The organism is Aquisalibacillus elongatus, assembly GCF_003843875.1.
In the GTDB taxonomy this organism is placed as follows: Bacteria; Bacillota; Bacilli; order Bacillales; family Alkalibacillaceae; genus Aquisalibacillus; species Aquisalibacillus elongatus.
In genome coordinates this window covers 154,539-177,978 of sequence record NZ_RKRF01000008.1, presented here as the reverse complement: position 1 = coordinate 177,978, position 23,440 = coordinate 154,539, and the positions used below count along the sequence as shown (strand labels likewise).

Annotated in this window: 20 protein-coding genes; 4 read left to right on the top strand and 16 right to left on the bottom strand. The window is 38.4% G+C overall.

All coding sequences use genetic code 11. The features are described 5' to 3' along the window. Window positions 1-32: 32 nt before the first annotated feature. The 10 genes from EDC24_RS06090 to EDC24_RS06045 form a co-directional block, all read right to left on the bottom strand. Entirely contained in the window at window positions 33-1,361 is a 1,329-nt protein-coding gene (locus EDC24_RS06090; RefSeq protein ID WP_245997996.1) for a sodium-dependent transporter, read from the bottom strand. 493 nt (window positions 1,362-1,854) lie between these two features. Next, on the bottom strand, window positions 1,855-3,096 hold the full coding sequence (locus EDC24_RS06085) for a helix-turn-helix domain-containing protein (protein WP_124220746.1): 1,242 nt from the start codon (window positions 3,094-3,096) through the stop codon (window positions 1,855-1,857). Window positions 3,097-3,180: 84 nt separating this feature from the next. After that, window positions 3,181-4,416, bottom strand: a complete 1,236-nt coding sequence (locus EDC24_RS06080) for an aminopeptidase (protein WP_124220745.1) — start codon at window positions 4,414-4,416, stop codon at window positions 3,181-3,183. A gap of 139 nt (window positions 4,417-4,555) precedes the next feature. Continuing rightward, window positions 4,556-5,944 carry an L-cystine transporter gene (locus tag EDC24_RS06075; RefSeq protein ID WP_124220743.1) on the bottom strand — a complete coding sequence of 463 codons (1,389 nt, stop codon included), beginning with the start codon at window positions 5,942-5,944 and terminating at the stop codon, window positions 4,556-4,558. Between the two features lie 132 nt (window positions 5,945-6,076). After that, entirely contained in the window at window positions 6,077-7,144 is a 1,068-nt protein-coding gene (locus EDC24_RS06070; protein ID WP_124220741.1) for a hypothetical protein, read from the bottom strand. A gap of 105 nt (window positions 7,145-7,249) precedes the next feature. Then, window positions 7,250-8,047, bottom strand: a complete 798-nt coding sequence (locus tag EDC24_RS06065; protein ID WP_124220740.1) for a TerC family protein — start codon at window positions 8,045-8,047, stop codon at window positions 7,250-7,252. A 317-nt stretch (window positions 8,048-8,364) separates the two neighbouring features. Continuing rightward, window positions 8,365-9,414, bottom strand: coding sequence for a TRAP transporter substrate-binding protein DctP (gene dctP / locus EDC24_RS06060; protein ID WP_245997995.1), 1,050 nt, complete (start codon window positions 9,412-9,414; stop codon window positions 8,365-8,367). Window positions 9,415-9,486: 72 nt separating this feature from the next. After that, window positions 9,487-10,758, bottom strand: coding sequence for a TRAP transporter large permease (locus EDC24_RS06055; RefSeq protein ID WP_124220736.1), 1,272 nt, complete (start codon window positions 10,756-10,758; stop codon window positions 9,487-9,489). A gap of 32 nt (window positions 10,759-10,790) precedes the next feature. Then, the gene (locus EDC24_RS06050) at window positions 10,791-11,378 is read right to left on the bottom strand and encodes a TRAP transporter small permease (RefSeq protein WP_245997994.1); all 588 of its coding nucleotides are present in this window, start codon (window positions 11,376-11,378) and stop codon (window positions 10,791-10,793) included. Between the two features lie 440 nt (window positions 11,379-11,818). Beyond that, window positions 11,819-13,615: a cation:proton antiporter gene (locus EDC24_RS06045; protein ID WP_124220735.1), complete on the bottom strand. Its 1,797-nt coding sequence runs from the start codon at window positions 13,613-13,615 to the stop codon at window positions 11,819-11,821. A 120-nt stretch (window positions 13,616-13,735) separates the two neighbouring features. Between EDC24_RS06045 and EDC24_RS06040 the strand changes: the two genes are divergently transcribed. The 3 genes from EDC24_RS06040 (at window position 13,736) to EDC24_RS06030 (ending at window position 17,206) form a co-directional block, all read left to right on the top strand. Next, window positions 13,736-15,307 (top strand): FMN-binding glutamate synthase family protein, encoded by a 1,572-nt coding sequence (locus tag EDC24_RS06040; protein WP_124220733.1) that lies wholly within the window; start codon window positions 13,736-13,738, stop codon window positions 15,305-15,307. A 165-nt stretch (window positions 15,308-15,472) separates the two neighbouring features. Beyond that, entirely contained in the window at window positions 15,473-15,814 is a 342-nt protein-coding gene (locus EDC24_RS06035; protein WP_124220731.1) for a P-II family nitrogen regulator, read from the top strand. Window positions 15,815-15,826: 12 nt separating this feature from the next. Beyond that, window positions 15,827-17,206 (top strand): ammonium transporter, encoded by a 1,380-nt coding sequence (locus EDC24_RS06030; RefSeq protein ID WP_425455175.1) that lies wholly within the window; start codon window positions 15,827-15,829, stop codon window positions 17,204-17,206. 59 nt (window positions 17,207-17,265) lie between these two features. Here EDC24_RS06030 and lipA read toward each other — a convergent pair whose 3' ends face one another. Together lipA and EDC24_RS06020 are read right to left on the bottom strand one after the other, a co-directional pair. After that, on the bottom strand, window positions 17,266-18,189 hold the full coding sequence (gene lipA / locus EDC24_RS06025; RefSeq protein ID WP_124220729.1) for a lipoyl synthase: 924 nt from the start codon (window positions 18,187-18,189) through the stop codon (window positions 17,266-17,268). Between the two features lie 38 nt (window positions 18,190-18,227). Beyond that, entirely contained in the window at window positions 18,228-19,052 is an 825-nt protein-coding gene (locus EDC24_RS06020; protein ID WP_124220727.1) for a lipoate--protein ligase family protein, read from the bottom strand. Between the two features lie 181 nt (window positions 19,053-19,233). Between EDC24_RS06020 and EDC24_RS06015 the strand changes: the two genes are divergently transcribed. Next, entirely contained in the window at window positions 19,234-19,563 is a 330-nt protein-coding gene (locus EDC24_RS06015) for a helix-turn-helix domain-containing protein (RefSeq protein WP_124220725.1), read from the top strand. Between the two features lie 160 nt (window positions 19,564-19,723). Here the strand turns inward: EDC24_RS06015 and EDC24_RS06010 are convergent, their stop codons facing one another. The 4 genes from EDC24_RS06010 to EDC24_RS05995 form a co-directional block, all read right to left on the bottom strand. Further along, window positions 19,724-20,380, bottom strand: a complete 657-nt coding sequence (locus tag EDC24_RS06010; protein ID WP_124220723.1) for a class D sortase — start codon at window positions 20,378-20,380, stop codon at window positions 19,724-19,726. Further along, on the bottom strand, window positions 20,380-22,071 hold the full coding sequence (locus tag EDC24_RS06005) for a COG1361 family protein (protein ID WP_124220722.1): 1,692 nt from the start codon (window positions 22,069-22,071) through the stop codon (window positions 20,380-20,382). The genes EDC24_RS06010 and EDC24_RS06005 overlap by 1 nt, the downstream gene beginning before the upstream one ends. Window positions 22,072-22,154: 83 nt before the next feature. Continuing rightward, complete coding sequence (locus EDC24_RS06000; protein ID WP_124220720.1) at window positions 22,155-22,781, bottom strand: class D sortase; 627 nt, start codon at window positions 22,779-22,781, stop codon at window positions 22,155-22,157. Further along, complete coding sequence (locus EDC24_RS05995; protein WP_124220718.1) at window positions 22,778-23,398, bottom strand: TasA family protein; 621 nt, start codon at window positions 23,396-23,398, stop codon at window positions 22,778-22,780. Before EDC24_RS05995 ends, EDC24_RS06000 begins: the two co-directional genes overlap by 4 nt. Window positions 23,399-23,440 lie beyond the last annotated feature (42 nt).

Genomic DNA, 23,440 nt, shown 5'->3' with positions numbered 1-23,440 from the left:
AATAGTTTAACACGGGGACTATAAAAACTGAATTATAATACAAAGATAGATGCAATCGCGATTAATAACACGATGACAGGTGCCAAGTACTTCACGATGACATACCAAACATTCGCAACAACTGGCGTTTCGATTTCACTATTTTTAATCGCTTGTTCTTTATCTAAATACCAGCCAACAAAGACAGCCATCAAAATCGCACCTAAAGGAAGCGTAATATTAGCTGTCACAAAATCAATGACATCAAGGATGTTCTTATCCCCAATACCAACGCCGCTCCAAATACCAAAGCCTAGGGAAGATGCGATACCTAATACAAAAATAATCGACGTACACATATATGTGGCTGCTTTTCTTGTCATACCGACCGTTCTTGAGAAAAACGAAACCGGAAGCTCTAATAGCGAAATGGCTGATGATAGTGCCGCCATTGTTAAAAGTCCAAAGAAGATGATCGCTACAATCGTTCCCATCGGCATGCTAGCAAAAATGCTCGGTAGTGTAATAAAAACTAACGGCGGGCCTTGACCAATATCCAAGCCAAAACTAAAGACAGCTGGGAAGATCATAATTCCGGCAATTACTGCAAAAACAGTATCAAGTACACCTATGCCAACAGTAGCTGCTGGCAAGCGATCTTTTTCCTTCAAATAACTAGCGTAAGTTAACATTCCTGCAACACCCAGGCTTAGTGAGAAAAAGGCTTGCCCAAGTGCCGTTAAATAGAGGTCAGGATTTCCAAGCTGTGACCACTCCGGTTGGAATAAAAACTTCATGCCTTCCCATGCGCCATCTAGCGTTAACACATACATTGCCATAAAAACCATTAATAACGCTAAAACTGGCATTAATAGGACATTCGCTTTTTCAATTCCACCTTTAATGCCTCGAACGACAATCAATAACGTTACACCTAAGAACAATACTTGCCAAAATAATGGTGAAAGACTATTAGAAATCCAGTCTTCAAAAATCGGTCCGAAACCATCTGGCGTTACATCAGTAAACTGACCTGTAACATAACTATATAAATAATATAAAGACCAACCAGCAACAACGCTGTAAAAACTCAATATTAAAATACCGCCAATAACGCCCATAAAGCCTGTCCAATGCCACTTCGTATTAGGCGCTAAATTCTTAAATGAACCGACTGCGTCTTTTTGTCCTGCCTTCCCAATACTAAACTCCGCTAATAATAACGGAATACCGAGTAAGAAAACAAATACTAAATAAACTAATAAAAACGTCGCGCCCCCATATTCACCCGTAATGTAAGGGAAACGCCAAATATTACCTAACCCGACTGCTGACCCAATTGCAGCAAGCATAAATCCGAATCTCGTTTTCCAATGATCCACATCATCCACCTCACTTTAATTTGATTTTACTAATATAGCACATGTTAGCGCATCCAACAAAGTAAAAATTTAACGTATTACAGCGGTTATGTAAAAAAACACTCTACACAAAATAGTCTCTCTCAATAGAGAATAAAAAACACTGCCTATTACAGCAGTGCTAATTGCTTGTCTGTTATTTTTTTATGCGTGATTCACCTTTATGTTTCTGCCACACCCAGGTGATAAAATCTTTTTCTTTCGGACAAAGGTCTCTCCCTAACCTTGTCTCGAATTTGTTGACAAACCTATCATACTTCAGCATTAATAATTCCTCCCCACACCTATATAAATAGATCCCCACCACTATATATAATTATATCGTCAACAAAATATGACACGCATACGTCATCGCTGAAGAATCATAACCTATGTCCATTATACAAAAAAATGAAAAAAGTGAAATATTTTTTAGAAAATTATAAATTTTTGCATCGAAAATTTAATTTTTTCATCACTTCGTCACGATTCCTTGCTGGTTTGCTTCTAACAAAACCTCTGCCGCAAGCTTGTATCGTTTGAGCTGATACAACAATTTTCCCAACAATTTATAGTAGAATTTTAAGTCAAACGCTTGCCCAGTGGCATTTAAAAATGGCAATGCACGGTTTCGTAAATAGTCAATTAACCGATCGTATTCTTCATCAATTAGGAGTTTTAATGTCTTGAATTTGATTAAGTAATAATCAAGTCCAAATTCTTCGGCTATTTCTGTACTTTGTTGAATGACCTTGTCACACGAATGATAATCACCTTTTAAATAATAACTATGAGCCAAAACATACCGCAAATGCATCAGCTCAATTTGATTAATATCAAACGCTAATGTTTCCTGCGCCAGTTGGATGGCAGCATCTAATTCTCCACGCATAATATAAACTGCGCTCATTTGAAAATAGATTTTAGAGACCATGCTTTGGTCAAACTTTTCATCAATAAGTGCTATTATACGTTGTAATTTTTCCTCTGCGACTTGGTATTCTCCTACTAATATAAAGTTCGAGCTTAAGATAATCTCACATTCTATTATTCTCGTATAATACAACTTATCCTGAAAAATTCTTAAGGCTGACCTCGCATAGTCATTCGAAGATAGAATATGGTCTAATTGACTATGAACTCCAGCTAGTAATATAAAAAGTTCTGGGTCATCCTCGTCTTGTAAAATACCTTCAGCAATTTCTAAATGCCTTAACGAATCGAAGTATAATGACTTGTCTTTTAAATACTTTGCAATGAATTTATGATAACTATAAGGATGAATTTCATTAAAAATAGCTTCATACTTCATGATTTTTTCGTTTAGTTGATTCGCTTCTTTCAATTGTTTCGTAATTAGCGTATAACCGAAGTAAGCTAAATCATATAAAAACTCTAAGTCGTAGTGAAGCGCCTCTTTTTCAAGATGTTTTAACTCGGCATAGATTCGATTAACATTCGGCAAGTCGAATTCGTGAATGGCTGATAACCACTCTTCGATAAGTGCTTTCAATTGTTCATCAACTGGCTTCGTGAATTTATGGCTCGGGAATTGCAACCGGTCCGCAATTTGGGTTAACACGTCCACATTGGCATGGATTTGACTGTTCTCAATTTTACTTAACTGTGTTACAGAACAAATCCCCTCTGCTAATTGCTCCTGAGTTAATTTTTGATTCGTCCGGTGCCATTTGATTAGCTTTCCATCAAGTTTCATAGCTAATACTCCAATTCTCTTTTATGTTTAATTCCAGTATATAACAAAAAAGATGAGAAAACATCCCATCTTTTTTATGATAGCTTATTCTATTGCCCAGTCACCATTTTCAATAATGACTTCTTTTTTGCCATCTTTTGTAACACCGTAAACAGTTAGGTCAGCTGAACCAATCATAAAGTCTTCGTGAACTAGGCTCGTGTTAATGCCTTTTTCCTTCAACTCATCTTTGGACATTTTTTCACCGTCTTTAAGATTAGTTGGGTAAGCCTCACCTAAAGCCATATGGCAAGAGGCATTCTCATCGTATAACGTGTTATAGAAAATTAAATCGGACTGAGAGATTGGTGATGAATGCGGTACTAACGCAATCTCTCCGATGCGGACTGCCCCTTCGTCCGTATCTAATAAATGTTTCAGCGTTTCTTCACCTTGTTCGGCTTGATAATCAACGACTTTTCCGTCTTCAAACGTTAACGTGAACCCATCGATTAAATTGCCATTATAGTTTAACGGTTTTGTGTTCGTGACTGTTCCGTTAATCCCTTCACGGTGTGGCGCTGTAAATACTTCTTCAGTTGGCATATTCGGATTAAACTGAGCGCCATTTTCAGCTTTAGCTCCTCCACCAGACCAGATATGATTCTCTGGAAGTTTAACTGTTAAATTCGTTCCTTCTGATTGATATTCTAATGCATCATATTGTTTACCGTTTAAATAATCTCTAATACTAAATAATGTTTCATTATGTTCTTTCCAAGCTTGAATAGGATCTTCACGGTCCACTCGGACAATCGAGAAAATTTGTTCCCAAAGAGCTGTTACGGCTTCGTCCGTATTTTTATTAGGGAAAATTTTCTTTGCCCATTTTTCAGTAGGAACTGAAACGATCGACCATTGAACACGGTCATTCATGATGTATGTTTTATATTCGTTTAGCGCCTGGCTTCTAGCTTTTGTAGCCTTGGCAACCCGTTCAGGATCGACGCCTTCGAGTAAATCTGGATTTGGTGCATAAATGTTTAATAGTGCACCGCCTTTTTGGACGTGGCTTAAGTTTTTATCCACTTGCCATTGAGGTACATCTTCTAAGACATTAATCGGCTCACGGTCGTAAGCCTGACGTGTGAGGTATTCATCAGACCAGTTAACTCTCACGCCTTCTGCACCTGCATCATATGCCGCTTCAACGACATAGTGAACAAACTCTCTTGCTTCAATAGGCGCGTTAATGGACAGTGCTTGCCCTTTTTGAATATTCACGCCTTGTTTGATAGCTAAGTTTGCATACTTCTGCAATTGTTCTTTCGTCGGAATCATTATGACACTCCCTCGATCATGTTTTCTCTATCATATTATTTCATACTTTTTCCTTTAATAAAAGATTTAACGCGGTAATAGTGATTCTACAAAAAAAGTCGACGGCCTGAAGCCATCGACTTTTATATAACAAAACAATTTAAAACTCTGACGTGTCAATTTGGTTTGCACTTGGATCTTGGTAACGTTCTTTGTTATGTGTTCCTAAAATTCGTGATGTGATGGCACCGGATGTCATCGCTCCGTTTACGTTAAGAGCTGTGCGTCCCATATCGATTAATGGTTCGATCGAGATGAGCAGACCTGCCAAGTAAACTGGAAGATCCATGGCTGATAGGACGATTAACGCTGCGAATGTCGCACCACCGCCGACACCTGCAACACCAAATGAACTGATACCTATCACTAATATTAACATTAGCAAGAAGCTTGGTTCTAACGGATTAATGCCTACGGTCGGCGCAATCATCACTGCTAACATTGCCGGATAAATACCGGCACAGCCATTTTGCCCAATAGTTGCCCCAAATGATGCCGACATATCCGCAACCCCATCTGGAACACCGAGGTTATTCTTTTGTGTTTGAATGTTAAGTGGAATAGTTCCGGCACTTGAGCGTGAAGTGAAAGCAAACCCTAGAACTGGTAAAACTTTTTTCACATACGTCAATGGGTTTAAACCAGAGAAGCTTAACATCACTAAATGAATCACAAACATAACTAGGAGTGCCACATAAGATGCTGCTACGAATTTAGACAGTTCTATAATACCGCCTACATCTGTGCGGGCAACCGTGTTAGCCATTAACCCTAAAATACCATAAGGTGTTAATCTTAAGATGAGCGTTACAATCCTCATCACGACCGCATAGACGGAATCCACGATTTTTGTAAACATTTCAGCTTGCTCAGGTCGTTTTCGTCGTAAGCCTAATACAGCAATTCCTATAAATGCTGAGAAAATAACTACTGCAATTGTAGAAGTCGCTCGATCCCCCGTCATATCTTGAAATGGATTAGTTGGAATAAATTCTAAGATTCTTTGAGGTGTCGACATGTCCTCGACATCACCTAAACGTTCTTCTAGGTACATACCACGATCTTGTTCAGACTGACCTGCTTCGATTTGATCAGCATTTAAATCAAACGCCACGGATGTACCAACACCAACAACTGCAGCAATCATCGCTGTTCCAACTAGAATCCCGATAATCCAACCTGACATTTTCCCAAGTTGTGATGTTTTCTCCAAATTCGTAATGGCTTTAATAATTGAAACCATAACAAGTGGAATAACAATCATCATCAGTAACCTTATATAACCTGAACCAACTAGTGAGAACCAATCAGTCGTACTTGATACAACCCCACTATCTGAGCCATACGCGACTTGTAGAAATATACCTAATAAAATACCTAAACCTAAACCAGAAAATACGCGTTTACTAAATGACACATGCTTCTTTTGCATTTGAAATAAAATAGCTAACAAAACAAGCATGATGGCAATATTTAAAGCTAAAAACATAAAATTCTCCCCTTCCCCTTTTTTATATTATACTTGATAATTCCGATAAGGTTACTAAACATTTATAAACTTTATAACGAAATACAATAGAAGTCAAATAATTAAGCCAACCCATACTAGGTTGGCTGTATACTAGTTGATCCAGTTTTGAATTCTAGCGATAATTCCTTGAACATATCCATCATCTAACGAATCTTGATAAATTTTTTCAAAAGAACGTGTTTTATCTCGGATTGAATCAAGACAACTCGTTGCTTTTTTCGTCTCACTTTTATAAAGTCCTTTTAAATCAGCAACTTCTTGTTCATGTGATGCATCAGGGTTTCCATCTACGAATAGCTCATAGGCATCGAAAATATGATCATTAGAACGCTCAGGTTCATGCTCATGCGGAGCTGTCGCATCAAAGATGGCAACGCTTAATTCTCTTAAAATAACCATATCTAAACTCTCCGGATCGAAGCCACAATGGTATATTTCCACATCAATTCCTCTGTTTTGGGCTTCTGATACAATTTTCCTGAGCATCGTCGACTTACCAGTACCTGACCTTCCTTTTATAAAAATTCGTTCATCTATATCACTCGTTAAATCTAATACGAAATCTATTGGACCATCCGGTGTGGCTGCACCTAAATATCGATGCACGATTTGAGAGGTTTTATGAAGTGAAGTGGACCTGAATAGCTTTTGCATGAAGTCATTAGTCACGCGATTGGCTTTATCAAAATTTAAATACTCGATATAAATTTTCTCAATATCTTCATGATGTTGATGTGCTTTCTCAAAATGTTTTATGGCTTGTTCTTGTAAAACACTTTTTTCCTCATACAACTGGGTTAAGCAATTCCTATTTTGATATAAATACTCATAGTTATAACCTTCTCCCATGTAGACAACGTTTTCTACTAACTTCGGGAATAGGAGTGGTTGATGTGCGGTTTTCGAGCGGTCAATAACAGCAAGCTTCCGTTCGGGGATCACCATGGCTTCGAGTTTGTCTGGCTCAACATGGTTATGAACACAACCTATTTCATAGTCCCTCTCATAATCTTCTACTAGCTGATTGAGTATAGGGTGAGTCGTTGACGTCATTCCACTATCAATAAACATCACTCGATCTAAAATTGATTTTAAATCGTCATAAAAACGGTAATACCCTTTGGCCGTCGTGCCGCCTAAGAAGTAATGTCTTTTCATAAGAGGCCTCCCTTAAATAAAGTCGTCGTCATAATATATGAATCACCACCCTTATTTAGACCCATGAAAAAAGCTAGCGGACTACATCTCCGCTAGCTTTTAATATTAATGTTTTAAATTCTCAAGTTCGTCTTCATCAATGTCTTGAGGCTTAGATGAGAACCATCCAACCAATGCAATAATCACTAAGACCGCATAGAAACTAAGTTTCCATATCGTTGAGTGTGCAAAATCATAAGGGATTAGACCGATATCTTCATGTGATAACGTAATAACTAATAGTTTGACCCCCACCCAACCAACAATCAAGAAAGCCGCCGTTTCGAGACCTGGGCGCCTCTTTAATAATTTTACAAAGTAGGTTGCAGCAAAACGCATAATAACAACCCCGATCAGTCCACCAAGTAACACGACGATGAACTTACCACCATCCATTCCGCCAATTTGAGGAAGTGTTGTTGCCGGAAGCGCCATTGCCAATGCCACAGCTGCTAAAATTGAATCGACCGCAAAGGCAATATCAGCAAACTCTACCTTCACAACAGTCATCCAGAACCCTGAACCTTTAGCATCCCGCTTCGCATCTGCCTCTTCAGGCGTTTTTTCTTCCCTTTTTTTCACTTGTTGTTTAACTAAGTGGTTAATAGAGATATAAAGTAAATATGCAGCACCAAGCGCTTGTACCTGCCATACATCAACTAGGAATGAAATAATAAATAAAGATCCAATTCGAAGTACAAAAGCCCCAAATAGCCCGTAGAATAGTGCTTTTTTACGTTGCTTTTCCGGTAAATGTTTTACCATTATAGCCAACACTAGAGCATTATCAGCTGCTAAAATTCCTTCTAAACCAATTAAAACAAGTAGTACCCAACCATATTCTAGTAATAATCCTGCATCCATTTTCTGAATCGCTCCCTTACTTTTCTAGTTTAAAGACAAATGATGGCTTTTTATACGTTAAACATAAAAAAGCCTTTACCGCGAACATGCGGTAAAGGCCTAAATATATAAAACCTTTACGCAACTATTCGCGTAAAGGTCTCGCTTACAACATCGGTTGCCGTTAAAGCCGGAGATTAGATCTCGTAATGACGACTAAAACGTGTCAAGCTACTCCCCTTTGGAAGTCATTTTATTGTATCTATAGAATAAAAGAAAACGATTTAAAAGTCAATATAAATAGCCTAGTACTTAAGAAAGTACTAGGCTTAACTTTATTATTCGCTTGTTGCTTCTTCAATTTCTTTTTCTAACTTATCAAGAATAGCGCCACCTTCAGTCGACACTTCATCACGGTAGAAGTCACGTGCTGGTTCTGCTAACTTTTGGAACTCTGCACGCTGTTCTTCTGTTAAACGAATAACTTCTGTTGGATATTCTTCACTATCTTCAATGACTGATAAGAACTCATCATTCTGGCGTTTCTGTTCTTCAAACACCCAGCCTTGTAGTTCTTCAACAGTTTCATCTACTAATTCTTTTTCAGCATCATTTAATCCATTGTACCATTCAGAGTTAACTGTTGTTGTAGCAACATAGTTGTTATGGTTAGAGATCGTCATATAATCTTGTACTTCATGGAAAGATGCATCTGCAATGAAGAAAATTGGGTTTTCTTGGCCTTGTACTGTTCCATTTTCTAAACCAGTGTACAACTCACCCCATGACATACTTGTTGGATCTGCATCGTATCTTTTATAAGATTCTTCTTGTAGTTTTGAACCTTGAATACGCATTTTGAATCCTTCAAAGTCGCTTGGCTTCTCGATTGGGCGGTCACTCGTCCACTGCATACCACCTTCTGTCCAGAAAGCTAGTGGCTCAATACCAATTTCTTCATATTTTTTAACTAGATCTTCGTTGATCGCTTCACTATTTGTTAAAATCTCGTGAGTCTTCTCTACACTATCTGGGAATAAGAAGTGTAGTCCGAAAATCTGACTTTCCTTCACTGTATTACCAATGAAACCTGGTGATGTTACAGCTAGTTGAGCTGTACCATTTTGAAGCTGCTCAACTTGGTCTGTTTCTGTACCTAAACCACCGAATTCATATGGTTCAACTGTAATCGCACCGTCTGTTTTCTCATCAATACGCTTTGCAAATTCTTCAGCATATACATACTGAACTTGACCTTCTTGCTCCTCAGTGATGAATGCCCATGTTTGTTCTTCGAATTCACTATCCCCATTGCTTGAGTCTCCGTCGTCATCAGAGCCACCACAAGCTGCTAGAATTAGTCCTAGAGTTAACAAAGTCGTTAACAATAAAAACCTCTTTTTAAAAATTGTAAAAACCCCCTATATTTTTAATATAAATTTATAGTCAAAGACCTTTCTTTATAAAAGAATCGTTGAAAGGTCCTCAAACACAATTAATAATACTGAAATTAAGATCATCATTAAGATGTATGGCGGTGTTCCTTTAATAACTTCTAAATAAGGCTTATTAAACACCGCACTGGCGGTAAAAATATCGACTCCAAATGGTGGCGTCGCTGAACCTAAAGCCGCCTGGAATGTGATGATAATTCCTAAGTGAATTTCACTAATACCTGCATCCACCGCAATTGGATGAAATATAGGTGTTAGAACTAAAATGACAACAATTGGGTCTACAAACATACAACCCACAAAGAAAAATATGGTTACGATAAGCAAAATATAAAATTGACTTGGGTCAGAACCTAGAACAGCATCTGACAACATCTGTGGAATCCTCTCTAAGTTAACGATAAATGAGAAGACTTGGCCACCTGCTACTAAAATAAATACGGCTGACGTTACTAACCCCGTTGATAATGCGATATTCGGTAATTGTTTTATATGAATAGATCGATAAATCACAACTTCTAATAGAAACGCATATAACACTGAAACACCAGCTGCTTCAGTAGCTGAGAACCACCCAGCATAAATACCACCGATGACTAATACAGGAAACCCTAGTGGTAATAACGCCTTTTTAAATGCTTGCCAACGCTCTATCCAAGTTGCCTTTTGGGCTAATGGAATATTTTTCACTTTAGCATAAATAATACTATATGTAGCAAAGGTTAAAAAGACAATTAAGCCTGGTATAATACCAGCGATAAATAATTTACCAATGGATGCCCCTGAGGCTAAACCATACATGATTAAACCAATACTTGGTGGTATTAATAGGGCAACATCACTTGAATTAATAATTAGTGCCATAGCACTTGAATCTTTATAACCAACTTTTAATAAGCGTTCGCGCATCGGCTTACCAATAGCAACAACGGTTGCCTGGGTCGAGCCGGATATCGCGCCAAACATTGAGCAGGAGGCTGCTGTTGTAACTGCATACCCTCCACGAATATGTCCAATAAAGGAGCCGACTAAATCTAGTAACCGATTTGACGTTCTACCAGATGTCATGATATCCGCAGCAAATATAAATAACGGAACACATAAGAGTTGATAGGACTCAATTCCGGTTATTAATTGACCAACCATACTTGACATATCAAGTGGCATGGTCGTTAGACCTAGTATAGCTACCGCAAATGGCGCTACGATTAAAGGAATCATCATCGGGAAATTTAAAAGAAGAAGAAGGATCATTATCCCCAACATGACAGTCAACATAACGATTTCCTCATTTCATCAATTTTTTAATTCTACAATTGCATTTGATCATCAACTTCACGATCCTCTGGTTTCACATCATTATAATCTAATGCATCTGTTCCAATATAAACTTCTTTATTCGTGATATTCACAATTAGATTTCGCAAATACTGAATACCACCCATAATGAAGCCTAGTGGTACAAATGCATACATAACATACATTGGTATCTGTAGATTTGTAGATGTTGTACCTATCTCAAAAATATCGTATACATAAAAATATGAATAATATGCCAACACAAATAACGAAACAGATGTTATAAGTGGAATGAATATGGCCATTGTCTTTCTCATTTTCCACGGGACTGTATCATAGATGGCAGACATACTAATATGTCTTCCTTTTCTTGCTGCATAGCTTATTCCCATAAATGTTGAAACGATTATCGCAAAAAAGGCAACCTCTTGGTGGAATAATAGACTAGTACCGGTTAATTCACGACTAATAACATTTCCGCAAACCATTAAAGCTATCAAAATAACAGCACTACTTAAGATAAATTCCTCAATTTTTAAAAAAGCTTGATCAACTTTATTTAACATTTTTCCAAACGGTTTCTCCCCATTATTCTTCACTGTTTTCCTCCCTCCATAGCGACCATTCATTATATGTATCAAATTTATTGAATTTTTCCTCAAGAGTTCTCTATTTAATCGTATATTAAAAGTTTAATAGGATACAAACTTCATTTAAGGGTATATAAATGAATAATCTTTTTTATAACTTTATGTTTTTACTCAAAAAATTATTATTCTCTTTATCCTTTAAAAATACTTCGTAATAGTTAGATATACTCACAATTTGCTATTAACGGTAGAATTATCCAACTAAAATATAATGATAATTATTATATTATCAAAATTTTGGATACATACTTCCTATTTCTATGTACCCGAATTCAAGTCCTGCTAAACTTATATTTTGAAATTTCTAAAAAATGTTGCGTGAGTTACTTCACTTTTCACAAACCAAAAAACTGCCCCATGCGGTCTAATGGGACAGTTTTCAAAAAATATTAATTTTGTGGTGGTTTTTGCAAGCTGATCACTGTATCGCCTGCTTCTGGCCTTAAGGTGCTTCCTGGTTTGTAGAATTCAATACTTCCTGATTTTCTAAGCACTAACATTAAAATACTTTCAGAATCTAATTCTTTTAAGAATTGATTATAAGGATATTGGTTCGTAATGGTTGTTTTCTTAAATAAATACCCTTTGTTAATCTTTTCGTTTAGAGTACTCCAGTTAGCTGACTCTTCAAATAATAAGTGACCACTAATGTGTTTGCTCACATCTTCTAAATGGTCACCCTGATTCACTTGAAGAGGTAATTGAAATAAATGCTCACGACCGAAAGCTGGCATGAACGTTGAGCTGACCAGTGTATTGTAAGAATCATACTCCGTGAGAGCAATCATATATTCATAAGGAGTTAGGTCGATTTGATAGTCGGTCTGTTCTGATAAAATTTCACCATGTTCATAAGGTACACCTAAACGTCTAGCGTGAGACAGGCGGCTCCAAGATGAATCCGTTACTAATACTGGAATGTTTAGATCTTCCAGCACTTTGGCTAAATTAACCGAGAATTTACTAGATCCTACTATGAGCACTCCTGGCTTACTTTCAGTAGACAGGCCTAACTTTTTAGAGACAAAACCTAATGAGAATCCATGTGCCACAACAGTTGCGAATACTAAACCGAACGTAAGGGAAGTTAAGATATTCGCATCTTCGAATCCAGCGTCTGTTAATACACCTGCGAAATATCCGGCAACAGTTAGTGCCACAATACCTCTTGGCGCAATCCAACCTACGAGTAATTTTTCCTTAAATGTTAAATCCGTATTGATTGTAGATAAAAAGATACTTAATGGACGCGTGACGAATAACATTATTAATATAAAGATAACAATGTGCCAATCGAAAATAGATAGTAAAATGTCGCGATCTAACGATGCCGTTAACATGATAAAGATAACCGAGATTAGCAATATCGAAATGTTCTCTTTAAAGTGCCGCATATCACCTATAGATGAAATATGCATGTTGGCAATTGTCATACCCATCACCGTAACAGCAAGCAATCCTGTTTCATGGACGACAGCATCACTTAACGCGAATGCCATCACAACACTTGCTAAGACAACAGGAGATTTTAAGAACTCTGGCACATAGCCATTTTCAAACATCCAGCCAATGCCGTAACCAAATATGGCCCCAATTACAGCTGCTAATAACGAACCAGCTAAGAAGCCTAGAACCGTAATAAACGTCACATCAGCCATTGTAATGAACTTAACAAATTCATAAGCGAAGACGGCAACCAATGCACCGAATGGATCGACGATTATTCCTTCCCACTTGAGTATGGCAGCAGGACGAGGCTTTAATTTTGCTTGCCTGAGAAGTGGTAGAATAACAGTTGGTCCTGTTACAATAAAGATACCACCAATCACAAAAGCCACAGCCCATGATAAGTCAGCGATATAATGAGCTGCTAATGACCCAAGAATCCAAGCTAAAAATGCGCCCACGGTTGTAATTCGAAAAATAGGTTTCCCCAAACCTTTAATTTCACGAAAATCTAAGTTCAGACTACCTTCGAATAGAATAATCCCAACTGCAATTGAAATTAATGGCCCGTAAAGAGCACCTAAATCTTCATTAGGGTCCATAATACCCAAAATAGGTCCAACTAAAAGACCCATCACAGACATCACGACGATTGCCGGTAAGCGGAAACGCCATGCAATCCACTGCGAGCTGACACCTAATGCACCTATTAACATTAAGATAAATAATAAATCATTCATATATAATACCTCACTTACACCCGCTGATTCATGACCATCAAAATGTGGTATATTGGCCATAGAGTAATTTTTTATAATTTTTCATGCTTGAAATTATATATATATTTAGGGGGAGAGTCAATGACAGAAATCGCATCACTATTATTGTTAGTCATTATTTTTGTTTTACTAATTATTCCGGGTGTTTTTATGATTTACGGATATTTTGTAGACCGTAATCAGAAACGCCATTCTGTACTTAAAAACTATCCATTAATAGGTAGGGTTCGTTATTTTTTCGAAAGCATTGGACCTGAATTAAGACAATATTTATTTACCGAAGACAATGATGGAAAACCTTTTTCAAGAAAAGACTATCAAAATATTGTCCTACCAGCTAAATATAAACACCGCATGGTGAGTTTTGGGTCACAGCGAGATTTTGACCAACCGGGTTATTACATAAAAAATGCGATGTTTCCAAAATTAGCAGAAGAACTTAAAGTGGACCAGCATGAAAAAATTAGATCTTATGCTTATAAAATAGAAAAAGAGTACCTATTTTCTAGAAAAGAATATCGACATCGCAAAGACATTGAACCATTTTTATTAGATGAAGAATACACCGTAACCATAGGAGAAAACTCTAAAAATCCATTTTACGTAAAAGGCCTCATCGGCATGTCCGGCATGAGCTATGGTGCGCTTGGTGATCGAGCAATAACTGCACTTTCTACAGGCCTCGGCCGCGCAGGTGGTACTTGGATGAACACGGGTGAAGGCGGTGTCTCCGACTATCATTTAAAAGGGAATGTGGATTTAATTATGCAAGTCGGACCCGGATTGTTTGGGGTCCGTACCCATGATGGCGAAATTTCATGGGAAGAAGTGAAACGAAAAGCGTCTGTCGAGCAAGTGAAAGCATTTGAGTTGAAATTAGCCCAAGGTGCTAAAACACGCGGCGGTCACGTAGAAGCTGAGAAAGTAACTGAAGAAATTGCGGAAATCCGCAACATTCAGCCTTATCAAACGGTTGATAGTCCTAATCGTTTTAAAGAATTTAACGACCCGTATGCGATGCTGGATTTTATCGAGCAATTTAGAGACATCGCTGAAAAGCCAGTTGGTATTAAGATTGTTGTCGGACAGCAGAGCGATGTCGAAGAGCTAGCACGAGCGATCAAGGAAACAGGTAAAGTGCCTGACTTCATTTCGGTCGATGGTGGCGAAGGTGGAACAGGTGCCACATATCAGGAACTAGCTGATAGCGTTGGTTTACCAATTAAATCAGCCATTCCAATCTTGCACAACACGTTAACAGACTACGGCGTTCGTGACCAGGTTAAAATCATTGCATCTGGTAAACTTTTTACACCAGACCGCATTGCTGTTGCTCTAGCATTGGGTGCCGATTTAGTCCAAGTCGCACGCGCCTTCATGGTGACAGTCGGCTGTATTATGGCACAGGTTTGCCACACGAACCATTGCCCTGTTGGCGTGGCAACGACTGACCCGAAGATGCAACAGGCATTAGACATCGAAGAAAAATCTTACCGTGTGACCAATTACGTCGTGTCCATACGTGAAGGGCTCTATAATATCGCAGCTGCCGCAGGGTTAGAATCTCCTACTTTATTAAAGGATGAACACGTATCATATAAAGATCTTTATGATGTCATCTACGAAAATCATCTTATGACGAATGAAAAATAATATTTTTAAGCTCGCCAAAACAAGGCGAGCTTTTTATATGTTAACTTTTCTTACATGTTTTTATTTTTTTGCTTGATTTTTCTGACTTTCAGTTATATTATAAGTATTAATAACATTTAGTGTTAGGAAACTTAACATATTATATTTAAAAGGAGGCTTACTACTATGAAAAAACTTGAAGCCATCATTCGTCCTGAAAAATTCCAAGAACTTCGAGAAGAATTAGACCAACTAGGCGTAAAAGGAATGACTATTTCTGAAGTGGCCGGTTGTGGCCAACAAAAAGGGCAAGAAGGAATTTTTCGTGGTAACAAGTTTGAAGTAAAACTGTACCCAAAGGTAAAGGTTGAATTAGTTGTCGACCAAGAATTAGTAGAAGAAACAGCCAAAACTATCACTAAAATCTGTTCAACCGGACAGGTGGGAGATGGAAAGATTTTTATATCACCTATCGAAGATGTCTATCGTATTCGTACAGGTGAGAAGGGTAATGAAGCATTATTATAAGGAGGAATTGATGTGTTTAAAAAGATTAGTTCTTTATTGTTGTTTTTTACAATTATCCCTGGAACTTACTCATTTGCAGCCACAAACCAAGACTTAACACCCGTAATTAATTCAATTGACATGGCTTGGATGATGCTTGGTGCTTTCTTGGTATTCTTCATGCACGCTGGATTTGCCATGGTTGAAACAGGGTTTACGCGATCTAAAAATGCCTTGAATATATTAATGAAAAATATGATGACCATTTCTATTGCAGCTGTTTTATATTTCTTAATCGGATTTGGTTTAATGTTTGGTGATACACTATTTGGCTTAATTGGAACATCGGGATTTGTATTACAAGGGCAAACTGATCAAATTGGATTCTTTGTGTTCCAAGCCATGTTCGCCGCAACTTGTGCAACCATCATCTCAGGTTCTGTAGCTGAGCGGATGAAATTAAGTTCTTACCTATTATTAACGTTGTTTATGACAGGAATCATTTACCCTGTTGTAGGTCACTGGATTTGGGGAGGTGGATGGTTAGCAGAATTAGGATTTGTTGACTTTGCCGGTTCTTCAGTTGTTCATTTAACTGGTGCCGTCGGTGGTCTAATTACCGTTCTTGTCTTAGGTCCTCGTATTGGAAAATATTCGAAAGGTAAAGTAAATGTAATACCTGGACATAGCATTCCAATTGGCGCTTTAGGTGTTTTTATTTTATGGTTCGGTTGGTTTGGATTTAACGGAGGTAGTACGTTAGCAGCGGACACAAGCTTAGTACCATCCGTCATTGCTACGACATTGTTATCTGCATCATCTGGAGTTGTAGCTTCTGCACTCTACTCCTATATAAAATTCAACCGTATCGACGCTACACTAACACTTAATGCTGCATTAGCTGGTTTAGTGGGAATTACAGCAGGAACAGCAGATGTATCACCTATTGGCGCTATTATAATCGGATTAATCGCAGGCATCATATTAGTCGAAGTCGTTCAGCTATTAGATCGTGTTCTAAAAATTGATGACCCAGTAGGCGCAATCACCGTACATGGTATATGTGGAATTTGGGGAACAATCGCTGTCGGTTTGTTCTCAGTTGAACAAGGGCTATTATACACCGGCAACGCTGAGTTATTAGGTATTCAAGCAGTTGGTGTCGCTAGCGTCATTTTATGGACCGCACTTGCAACAGGAATAGCCTTATTCATCGTCACACGCTTCGGAACAATTAGAGTTCCAAAAGATGAAGAAGTTGCCGGATTAGACTTTTCAGAACATGGCTCATCAGCTTATGAAGCTACCAATAGTATCTATAATGAGAACTTAGAGGCTCACAGTGAATTTGGTGTTGGATTACTCCACCGATTAGATGGGATCGATCATAGAAAAACTAAACCAACCTCATAGATAAATATTTTTTCAAAAACGAACCCGCATTCCTTAATTCTGAATGCGGGTTCACTGTATTAAGATGGATTTTTCATGTAATGCTCTTCGTATTGCTCACGGCGCGCTTTAGCCGCTTCACTTACCTGCTCATCTGCATGGTAAGACGAACGAACGAGTGGGCCTGCCTGGCAATGTTGGAATCCTTTTTGGAAAGCGATTTTACGAAGCTCCGCAAATTCACGCGGCTCGTAGTAACGTTCTACTTTTAAGTGGTTACGCGTTGGCTGTAGATACTGGCCAATCGTTAAAATATCCACATTATGTTCTAACAAATCATCCATTGCTTCAATGATCTCTTCTTTTGTCTCACCTAAACCAACCATAATGCTTGATTTCGTTGGAACATCAGGTGCAATTTCCTTCACACGTTTTAATAACATTAAAGAACGATCGTAAGTTGCCTTCGAACGAACAGTCGGTGTCAAGCGGCGAACTGTTTCGATATTGTGGTTAAAAATATCCGGCTTCGCATCCATTAATGTATGAAGACTTTCATAGTCGCCTTTCATATCAGATGGTAGAACCTCAACTGTTGTCCCTGGATTACGTTCGTGAATCGCCTTAACGGTTTCAGCAAAAACTCCTGCACCGCCGTCTTTTAAGTCGTCACGCGCAACCGCTGTCACAACCGCATGACGAAGACCCATAATTTCAACGGATTCTGCTACGCGCTCAGGTTCTTGCCAGTCAATCTCAGTCGGCAACCCTGTTTGAACCGCACAGAAACGGCACCCACGCGTACAAACGCGACCTAATATCATAAACGTCGCTGTTTTTCTAACTGCCCAGCATTCGTGAATGTTCGGACAACGTGCTTCCTCGCACACCGTATGTAAGTTTTTCTCACGCATCATTTTCTTAAGGCCAGTGTAGTTCTTGTTTGTGTTTAGTTTAATTTTCAACCATTCAGGTTTTCTGACGTACTCTTCATTTTTCGCCATTCGTCCCACATCCCTTCAAGTATTATTAAACTCCCTTTTTATTTAAAAGAAAAGTTCCACTCATCAGACTGATATTTTTCTTTTGCTAAATTCAATACTTCCTGCTCTTGGTCCTCTGTTAATTGATAAGGAACCAATTTCACATCTAAGCCTTCCTCAAAACCTTTATAGAAGGCTTTTTCAACTTCATCAAAAGAAAACTCTCGCCCTAAATACGACTCCATGCTAATCGCTTTTCCTTTAAACTTTTCCTTAGCACGCGTTCGAACCTCTTCTGACGGGTACTCAAATAGATCAAATAATAAATCGTCATCCATACTGATTGGGACGGACCCATGCTGTAAAATAACGCCTTGCTTTCTAGTTTGAGCGCTTCCTGCGGCTTTTTTGTCATCAATGACTAATTCATACCACGATGGTTCATCAAAACAAACGGCTGAGCCCGTTTGTTGAAGCTTCCCTTCAGGTACTGCCAGTTCAGCTTCAATACCTAAATTTCGATATCCTTCTAAAAGACCCTTCGTAATAACACGATAAGCCTCTGTCACCGTCTTCGGCATTTTCGGATGATCTTCAGAAACGACCACACTGTAAGTCAACTCATGATCATGTAACACCGCTCGACCACCTGTCAAGCGACGAACAAAATCAAACCCGTGTTTTTTTACATTCTCAATATGTATCTTTCCATCAACCTTCTGAAAATATCCAACCGACATCGTCGCTGGCTCCCATGTGTAAAAACGAAGTACAGGCGGGATTTCACCCTCACTATGCCAGCGCAACAAACACTCATCCAACGCCATGTTGTAAGAAGCATCATGTGTGCCTGAGTTGATAAAGTACCATTCCTCTTTTGTCAATGCTGAACACTCGCTTTTTGCATTCAATATTTTCCTTAACAATAACATCATAACAAGTCAAAGTCTAAAAATACACCGAAAATCGAATTAATCCTAACTTTTTTCTTAAAAATATGCTATATTATTGTTAAGATAACTTTGAAGTTAAATTTTTCTGTATTTTTTAAGGAGTTTTTCACAGATGATCGGTGAACGCGTCAGAAAATATCGTCAGTCAAAAGGGATGTCTCTAACAGAACTTGCTGAAAGAGCCGGAGTAGCCAAGTCTTACTTAAGCGCCCTCGAACGCAATATTCAACAAAACCCTTCTATTCAATTTTTAGAAAAAGTCGCAGTTGAGCTAAACATCACAGTTGATCATCTCATTAAAGATGACGTCGCAGAAATCCAGTCCAGCCTAGACTCAGATTGGGAAGACCTTGTGAAGGAAGCTATGCAGTCCGGCGTTTCTAAAGAAGAATTTAAAAACTTCTTGGAGTTTAATAAGTGGAAATTGAATAACGACGACTAAAATCGCCCAGTGAGGCGATTTTTTATTTTATTGATATAGTGTTCGGGAATAGAATGGACTTTTTCGAGAATTGATTGATTAAAATCGGGAATAGACTGAACATTTTCGAGAATACATTCTTCCATTAACAAATAAAAAAGATGCCCCAAATCGAGGCATCTTAATTAACTCGTTCTGCTTGAACTATAATTCTATGAGTAGGGTCATAGATTGGCTCGCAAGTAATCAATGTTATGTTTGTTTTACCGTCCTCAGGTTCAAGTACCCAAACATCCTCAGGCTCAACCAACAACACATTGTAAACTTCGTATTCTATGACTTCATCAGGAGTCTCAATCTCAATTCGATCACCTTCAACAACTTCATCGAGACGATTAAACAAAACGCCATGACTGTACCCCCGATGACCGGCAATACCTGTGTTACCCTTTTCCCCGAGTGGCGCGGTACTTTTCATTAGCCCCAAGCCACGATTTAAATTATGCTCAGTCGCTCCATCTAATACAGGCAATTCCAAGTCAATCTGACCAATCCGCATGACGCCTACTAGATTACTAGAAACAGCAGGTTTTTCTTCTGGTTCAGTTGTTTCAGAGGAAGTTTCTCCCTCATTGAATTCTACAACTTCCTCTTCACGTACCGTCTCAAGCAAACTCATCTCTTCACGCTGTTGTTCTTGGCTCACTTCCATTTGATCATAAAATGCCGTAACGAGCTGATCTTCTTCTTGTGCGTAGATTAAACGCTGAACATGCGGATAGAACACGATTCCCAGACCTATCACTAACAAAGATAAACCGATAAGCAGACGCTTCATTATACATCACTTGTTAAAAATTTAGGTCTTCTAAAGACTAATACCCCTACACCAGAAGCCGCTACCAATCCTCCAAGGAGATAGTTCCATAACGGAAGATTAAAACCTGTTTGTGGTAAAACGTCTTCTTCGTCTTCTTCCTCTTCTTCGTCTTGATCTGATTCTACCTCTTCTTTAGGTTCTTCTTGTTCTTCCTCAGGTTCCTCTGGCTTTTCTTCATCTTCTTTAGGCTCTTCTTCCTTAGGTTCCTCTGGCTCTTCAGGTTCTTCTTCACATTCTGAGCGATCTAGTTCAACTTCACTACTAAATTCCCCTGTTTCATAATTGAATAGTGTAAATTGGTACACTCCATCTTCTAGGTCACTAACTTCCATAGTAATTGTATAAGTTTCACCTGATTCTAAACTCTCTATTGAATATGGGCCTGGTAGTGCTTCTGTTCTTTCGCCATCTTCAATTTTTAGCAAACCATAACTCCATTCTTCTGCTGTTCCTTCACCCGTGTTCTTAACCGTAATTTTTATTTCATCGGACTCGCAGTAGTAGGTGCCATCACCTTCATATGTCAATTCTCCTTTTGGTTCCTCAGGTTCTTCTGGCTCTTCGGGGTCCGGTTCTTTCTCACAAGGTGAACGATCCAACACAATCTCATCACTCTCTAGGTAAGTCTCAATGCTGTGTTTATAAACTTCGAGCTTATAAACACCCTCTAGACCTTTCGTGTCATAAGTAAGTGTAGTCGATTCACCAACCTCTAACTCTTCCACAGAAAGAACATCTGATATTGGTTCCCAGCTTTCATCGTCTAATTTTTCTTTAACAATGTATTCCCAATCAGTTGCTGTTGTTTTGCCCGTGTTGGTCACGGTAATGCTTAGTTCCTCATCACTACAACTAAAGGCTCCATCACCATTTAGGGATAAATCTTCACAGACTGATCGATCAACACTAAATACCTGACTATAAAAAGTGCTACCTTCATTATAATCATCATAGGCTACAAAACGATACTGCCCTTCATCTAGGTTAGATGTATTAACTGTCAATTCCTTTGAATCACCAGGAGATAGATTGTTAATTGCCCCCCCGACATCATAAGGTGCCCACTCATCATTACCTTCATATCTTTCCAGCATATATCCACCACCAGTTATTACTGTTTCACCTGTGTTTTTCACTGTTGCTGTAGCTTCTTCCTGATCACAGTAATAATTGATGTCACCTACAAAATCTAGCTCTGGAGGATTTTGTTCATCACAATCTGGGTTTACATACGTAGTTCCACTTTTTCCACCAGAATCCCCTCCAGGATGTCCCTCTGGTCTTTCAAATTTCAACCAATAATCCCCTTGTTTAAAGTCTTTTTCTAGAGGGATTTCAATTAGGTGAAGATCCGTACCATCATAATTAAACTTCGAATCTGAATCAATAATATACTCATATCCATCAACTTTTCCGTCTTGTGAGTAAATATGAACTTTCCATATTTCTTCAGTTATATCTTCGCCTGAATTTGCAATCGTTGCTTTGAGTGTGTTTGGTTCACATTCATACCAAATATCACCTGGGTCAAAAACCAATGAACTTTTATCCCAGTCTGACCCTCCACCTGTAGCCATCACCTGCATCGAGAAAATGAATAAAGTTGCTAGTATAACTAAGGTAATACTGATTTTATACCCAATACGCATCTAACTTAACCTCCTTCTGTTCTTTATTAAGAACGATTAATTTTTAAAAAAACTTGGCTAACACCAAGTTCACCTAATGTGTTCTAAGAAGCTTCGTTATTATTTACTTTCTTCGCCTGAACAATAATCCTGTGAGTAGGGTCATGTATAGGTTCACATGTAATTAAGGTTATAATTGATTCTTCATCATTTGACTCTAAAACCGACACGTCATCAGGCGTGACGATTTTCGTGTCAAACACGATATAAGTTAATTCATTTTCTAAAGTTTCAATTTTAATTTCATCACCAGGCACTATTTCATCAAGACGATTAAATAAACGTCCGTGCTTATATCCACGGTGGCCAGCTATGCCGGTATTACCGTTTTCGCCTAAAGGATCAGCCTCTTCCATGACACCTAACCCCACATTTAAATTCTCTTCAGTGGCACCTTTAAGCATTGGTAGAGTTAAATCGATTTTACTAATTTCCATCAGACCAACAACACCCGGTTCAACAGAAGAATCTTGCGGCTCACCTTGATTAGGGTCATCGCCAGAAACTTCTATCTCAGAACGTTGTTGGTGTGATGTGAACACTTCATCCAACTCACGAAATTCTTGTATAAGCTCTTGTTCTTGTGTGGCATAGATTTCCTTCTGAATATGCGGGAATAGTATAAAACCAATCCCTATTAAGGCGAATAAGATTGGAATAACTTTCTTCATTCGTGATCCCTTGCTAACCTACGCGTCCACAGGTATAACAACAGCCCACTAATTAAGAATGAGCCACCTATGACATAAAATAGTACCGGTATTTCTTCACCAGTTTGAGGAAGGAGTCCGCCACCCTTTACATCAGTATCCGAATCTACCACGCCTTCTTCATTATCTTCTGGCGGTTCAGCTTCAGCCCAGACTGAAATCTTAAACTCTGTACTTAGTCCTTGGAACGAATTGTCAGACTCATACGGAAAAGTAGCCTTCAACTCAAATGACTCTGAATCACCCATCTCTAAAAAGCGTTGTTCCATTCCATTAAAACCAGCAAGGCTACCTTCATAGACCATTTCCCCAGAAGAATCTGTTACCGATAGTTGAAACTGCTTAAATAGCTTTTCAGATCCACCCGTATACTCCGCACTCGCATGAAAGTAATAGTCATAGTCGCCATCATTCTCAATCTCAAGCGTACGAGTCATATAATCGCCTGGTTTAAGATTTTCAACATTGAATATAAAATCCTCTTCAATATGAACTGAGACGTGATCGGCAAAAACTTGTAAAGGGGCTATTAACATAGCAAACAACATAGAAACTGTTATAAAAATCTTTTTAGCCAATGCACTGCCTCCTTCCTCAATAAATTATGTATAAGGTAGGGA